At 71.1% G+C, this 4,451-nt stretch carries 6 protein-coding genes; 2 read left to right on the top strand and 4 right to left on the bottom strand.

Annotated elements, in window-relative coordinates; genetic code table 11:
* Window positions 1–18 precede the first annotated feature (18 nt).
* The gene (locus OOT08_RS16115; RefSeq protein WP_325093841.1) at window positions 19–660 is read right to left on the bottom strand and encodes a DUF3710 domain-containing protein; all 642 of its coding nucleotides are present in this window, start codon (window positions 658–660) and stop codon (window positions 19–21) included.
* Window positions 657–1,163 (bottom strand): dUTP diphosphatase, encoded by a 507-nt coding sequence (gene dut / locus OOT08_RS16110; protein WP_325093840.1) that lies wholly within the window; start codon window positions 1,161–1,163, stop codon window positions 657–659. The genes OOT08_RS16115 and dut overlap by 4 nt, the downstream gene beginning before the upstream one ends.
* Before the next feature lie 42 nt (window positions 1,164–1,205).
* On the opposite strand from dut, the gene OOT08_RS16105 reads away from it, so the two are divergent.
* Window positions 1,206–1,643, top strand: a complete 438-nt coding sequence (locus OOT08_RS16105) for a DUF3093 domain-containing protein (protein WP_325093839.1) — start codon at window positions 1,206–1,208, stop codon at window positions 1,641–1,643.
* Between the two features lie 74 nt (window positions 1,644–1,717).
* On the opposite strand, the gene OOT08_RS16100 is transcribed toward OOT08_RS16105, so the two are convergent.
* The gene (locus tag OOT08_RS16100; protein ID WP_325093838.1) at window positions 1,718–2,008 is read right to left on the bottom strand and encodes a DUF4193 domain-containing protein; all 291 of its coding nucleotides are present in this window, start codon (window positions 2,006–2,008) and stop codon (window positions 1,718–1,720) included.
* 204 nt (window positions 2,009–2,212) lie between these two features.
* Between OOT08_RS16100 and sepH the strand changes: the two genes are divergently transcribed.
* Entirely contained in the window at window positions 2,213–3,391 is a 1,179-nt protein-coding gene (gene sepH / locus OOT08_RS16095; RefSeq protein WP_325093837.1) for a septation protein SepH, read from the top strand.
* A 16-nt stretch (window positions 3,392–3,407) separates the two neighbouring features.
* Here the strand turns inward: sepH and OOT08_RS16090 are convergent.
* Window positions 3,408–4,451 (bottom strand): alkaline phosphatase family protein (locus OOT08_RS16090; RefSeq protein WP_325093836.1); only part of this gene is annotated, 1,044 nt, incomplete at its 5' end.

Genomic DNA, 4,451 nt, shown 5'->3' with positions numbered 1-4,451 from the left:
GTGGCTCGGGCAGCTGGCTCATACGCTGCGTTCGGCGCCCGCGGGCACGCGAAGCGCCAGGAGCTCCATCGGCGGCATGGGCTGCTCCCCGCGGACGACGACGAGGCTCCGGTAGAGCTCCTCGACCTGCCGGGCCACGTCCTCATCGACATTGGCCTGGCCGGTGATCACGCCACGCAGGGTCCAACGCGGCCCGTCGACGCCGATGAAGCGCACCGGGCGGGTGCCGCCGCCGCGCTCCTCGGGAAGCGGCAGCTCGGCGAGCAGCTCGGGGCCGAGGGCACCCTCGCGCTCGGTGATCGTCGCGCCCTGGGCGCGCAGCTGCTGGGCGATCTGCGCGCGGAAGTGGTGCCAGAGCCCCGTGCTGCGGGGGCTGGAGAAGGCCTGCACCTGCAGCGTTGAGTTCAGGTAGTCGAGGGAGACCGCGACGATGCGCTTCGTGGATTCCTCGACGTCGAGGCGCAGCTGCTGCCCCTCGCGCGGGGCGACCTTCACGCCGCCCAGGTCCACGTAGGGACGCATCGCGGGCACCTCGGTGCTGTCGAAGGGGCCGGCCGTCTCGCGGTCGGCCGGGGTCGACTTCGTCTCGTCCACCTCGGGCTCGGTCGAGGCGTCAACCGCCTCGAGTTCCGCTGCGCGGGTGTCGTCTGCCTCGGTCATGCCTGGTTCTCCTCTGTTGCGCGGTCGGTGTGTGCCGGTGCCCCCGCTGGGGCGTCAGTCGTGGCTGCGTCGCGGACCCCGGTCGAGCCGAAGCCGCCGGTGCCGCGGTCGCTGCCGGGAAGCGTCTCGGCGGGCACGAAGCGGGCCTGAACGAAGCGCTGGAAGATGATCTGGGCGATCCGGTCCCCCGGCTGGATCTCGAATGGCTCGCTCCGGTCGGTGTTCAGCAGGGTCACCCGGATCTCGCCGCGGTAGCCCGCGTCGACCGTGCCGGGCGAGTTGACCACGGTAATGCCGCGCTTCGCCGCGAGGCCGCTGCGCGGCACCACGAAGGCGACGGTGCCCGCTGGCAGGGCGAGCGAAACGCCCGTGCCGATCGTGGCCCGCTCCCCGGGACCGAGCACCAGGGCCTCGGTGCTGCGAAGATCGGCCCCGGCATCGCCCGGGTGCGCGTAGGCCGGCAGGTGCTCGGCCTGGATCAGGATTTCTACTGCGTCAGTCACTCGCCCAGACTATCGGACTCTCCCATCTCGTAGGCTTAGGGTATGACCTCCTACTCCGAGCGGCTGTGGCCGACCCCCTGGCTCTTTATCGCGTGCCTGCTCTTCCTGCCCGCGGTGACCCTGATGCTGACGCCGATCAACTTCACCCTCGCGATCATCGTCGCGATCGTGACCTACGCGGCCGCCTGCTGGTTCCTGATTCTCACGAGCCCGCGGGTGACCCTGGACGAGCGCGGACTCACCGCGGGCCGGGCGACGCTCCCCCGCGAGTTCATCGGCGCGGTCGAGGTGCTGCACGGCGATGATTTCCAGCTGGCCATCGGCCCGAAGCTCGACGCCCGCACCCACCTGCTGCTGCGCGGATGGATTAAGAGCGGCGTGCGCATCGAGAACACCGACGCCCAGGACCCGGCGCCGTTCTGGATCGTGTCGAGCCGCACCCCCGAGGACTTTGCGGCTGCCCTCACCCCCGCCGCCTAGCCTCCCGGCTCGCGCTGACGGCGCAAAAACGCCCGCCTCCCCTCGGGGAAGCGGGCGTTTTTTTGTGCGGATCCTTAGATGGAGCACTCCCGGCACACGGGGCCGAGGTCCGTTTCGTGATCGGCCTGGGACCGGTGCCGCACGAGGAAGCAGCTCACGCAGGTGAACTCATCCGACTGCTGCGGCAGGACGACGACATCGAGGTCGATGTCCGAAAGGTCGGCGCCGGCGAGCTCGAAACCGGGATTGTCGGCATCCTCGGTGTCCACGGAACCGGAGAGTTTGTCCGGGACCCGCTCTTTCAGGGCCTCAATGGAATCGGACTCTTCTTCGGACTTCCGCGGGGCGTCGTAATCGGTTGCCATACTCTCCTACATTTCTGCGCATCGACACGCACTCTAAACTCAAGCGGCCATAGTCTGCACCACGGGAGCACTCCACCGCAAACCGCCACACCTGGGAGTTTGATGGGCAGCGTCTTTTTCAGACCGCACCGCGCAAATCCCCCGTTTTGGCCGGAAGCCGTGCCAAGCTATCCGCAGGATTCGGTGTGAAGAGGTGAGAGTCGAATGCAAGAACTACGGTTCGTCCGCGGTGACGAGGGGACCCTCGTCGTCGCAAGTGACTCCGGGGACCAGTTCCGCGTTGTGGTCGACGAGGCCCTGCTCGCAGAAGTGAAGCGGCTGTCGCGTCGCCCGCGCGAGGGGGCAAAGGTCCGCCCGCGGGAGATTCAGTCGCTGGTCCGCGCCGGGAAGAGCCGCGAGGAGATCTCCGCGCTCACGGGTGCGGAGCCCGGCGACATCGAACGCTTTGAGGGCCCCGTGCTCGCCGAGCGCGCCTTCATTCTGGAGAGCGCGCACCGCGTGCCCGTGCTCAGCCGCGGCGCGGAGACCAGCGAGGAGCCCGAGACCTTCGGCGACGTGATCGGCGAGCGCCTGCTGGCGCTGGGCGCGGACACGTACGACTGGTCCTCGTGGCGGGACGACGAGGACGGCTGGCTGATCGGGCTGGAGTTCATTTCTCACGATGTCGCCCACCGCGCCACCTGGTCCTTTGAACACCGCAAGGGCGTGCTGACCCCCCTGAACGACGACGCGGTGCGGCTGTCCAAGCAGGGCGAGATCGGCGACCGGCTCATCCCCAAGCTGCGCGCCGTCGAGGTGCCGGAGCGCGTCGAGCGCTTCGACTCCGGAGCGTTCGACCCCTCCGAGCTGCCCAGCCGCATCGGCGGGCACGCGGAGACCGCCGTGGAGACCCCCGAAGAGCCCGCCCCCGAGACCGCGCTTCCGGATGAGCCGGAGGACGTCGAGGGCGAGTACCGCCGCCGTCAGCACATCGACAGCCGCGCGGTGACCCGCTCCGAGGAGCCCCGCGACTTCGGCGAGACCGCCGACCTGCTGGACGCGCTCCGCCGCCGCCGCGGGGAGCGCGAGCTCCCGGCCGAGCCCGGCGAGGCCGCACCCGTCGGAGCGGAGACCCCGGATGACAACGTCACCCAGGAGCTCACCCCCGCCGACCTCGGCGAGGCCCCGGTTCCCGAGGACGACGGCACCCTGCTCTTCGTCGCGGAGCCCGAGCCCCGCCCGCTGTTCACCGCGGTGCCCGCGCCCCAGCCGGCCCCCGAAGCCGAGCGGCCCGCCGCCGAGCCGAAGGCCGAGCCCGAGCGCGCCCCCAAGAAGCGCCGCGCGGAGATCCCCAGCTGGGACGACATCCTCTTTGGCACCCGCAGCGAGGAAGACCCCGTCTAAGCGCGAACGACGAGGCTCAGGCCCGGGCGAAGAGCCCGCCCGCGAAGGCCCCAGCGAGGACGAGCGGCACGCCCTGCTCCTCCTCGGTGAGGCTGCCGTGCTGGCCGATCATGCTTCGGGCCGCCTCGTCCTCGGGGCCCGAGGTGTAGTAGGCCGTGAGCCCCCGCGCCGCGAGGATCACCTCGCCCATGCGTTCGCGCACCTCGGGGGCGACCTCACCGAAGAGCCCGGCGGCGATGGCCTCGTCCCGGGTGCCCACCCAGGCGCGTTTGCCCTCCCGGGCGCGCCAGCGCTCCGCGTGCTGGGCGGGGTCGACCCCGGGCCGCAGGAACAGGTATCGGAAACGCGGTTCCCCGCCCACGCGGTCAATCTCCGCGAACAGCGCCTCGTCGGCGTCGAGAAAGCGGTGCTTGTGCGCCGGGACGTCCACCATGCCGTGGTCGGCGGTGAGCGCGACGCCCACCCGCTTCGGCAGCCGGGCGAGCAGGCCCGCGACGGCGGCGTCCAGCTGTTCCAGCCGCCCCGTCCACGCATCTGACTCCCAGCCGAGCTGGTGCCCGGCCCGATCGAGCTCGTCCACGTAGAGATAGATCAGCTGGCCGGGGCCCTGCCGCAGGAGCCGCTCCGCCTCGGCAAAGCGGTCCTCGATGCTCGCGCCCGCGCGATACTCGGCCCCGGAGAGGATCGCCGCGGTGAGCCCGCCCGAACGGTGCGCCGGGCGACCGAGGGCGGAGACCGTGAGGCCCGCCGCTCGGGCGGCGTGGAACAGGGGCGTGGCGCGCTGCCACTGCCCGGGCTCCCCCACGTCGTCCCAGTCGGAGATCGTCGTCAGGATGCGCCCGCTCTCGGGGTGCAAGATCCGGTACCCAATAAGCCCGTGTTCCCCGGGGAGCGCTCCCGTCACGATCGCCGTGAGCGCTGCCGCAGTGGTGCTCGGTGTGACCGTCTCGATGCGGCGCTGCTCCAGGGCCGCGAGGGTGCGGGCGTGCCCGCGCCTGGCGCGGAGGTTTGCCCAGCCGAGCCCGTCCACCACGATCAGGAGCACGGAGTCGACCGCTGC

It is taken from the genome of Leucobacter sp. M11, from assembly GCF_035726885.1.
Lineage (GTDB): Bacteria > Actinomycetota > Actinomycetes > Actinomycetales > Microbacteriaceae > JAPFRB01.
This window is presented reverse-complemented; position numbering and strand designations above follow the sequence as displayed.

Coding starts and splice junctions, on each gene's coding strand:
- OOT08_RS16115 (WP_325093841.1), bottom strand. CDS start 660: ATGACCGAGGCAGACGACACCCGCGCAGCGGAACTCGAGGCGGTTGAC.
- OOT08_RS16105 (WP_325093839.1), top strand. CDS start 1,206: ATGACCTCCTACTCCGAGCGGCTGTGGCCGACCCCCTGGCTCTTTATC.
- OOT08_RS16100 (WP_325093838.1), bottom strand. CDS start 2,008: ATGGCAACCGATTACGACGCCCCGCGGAAGTCCGAAGAAGAGTCCGAT.
- sepH (WP_325093837.1), top strand. CDS start 2,213: ATGCAAGAACTACGGTTCGTCCGCGGTGACGAGGGGACCCTCGTCGTC.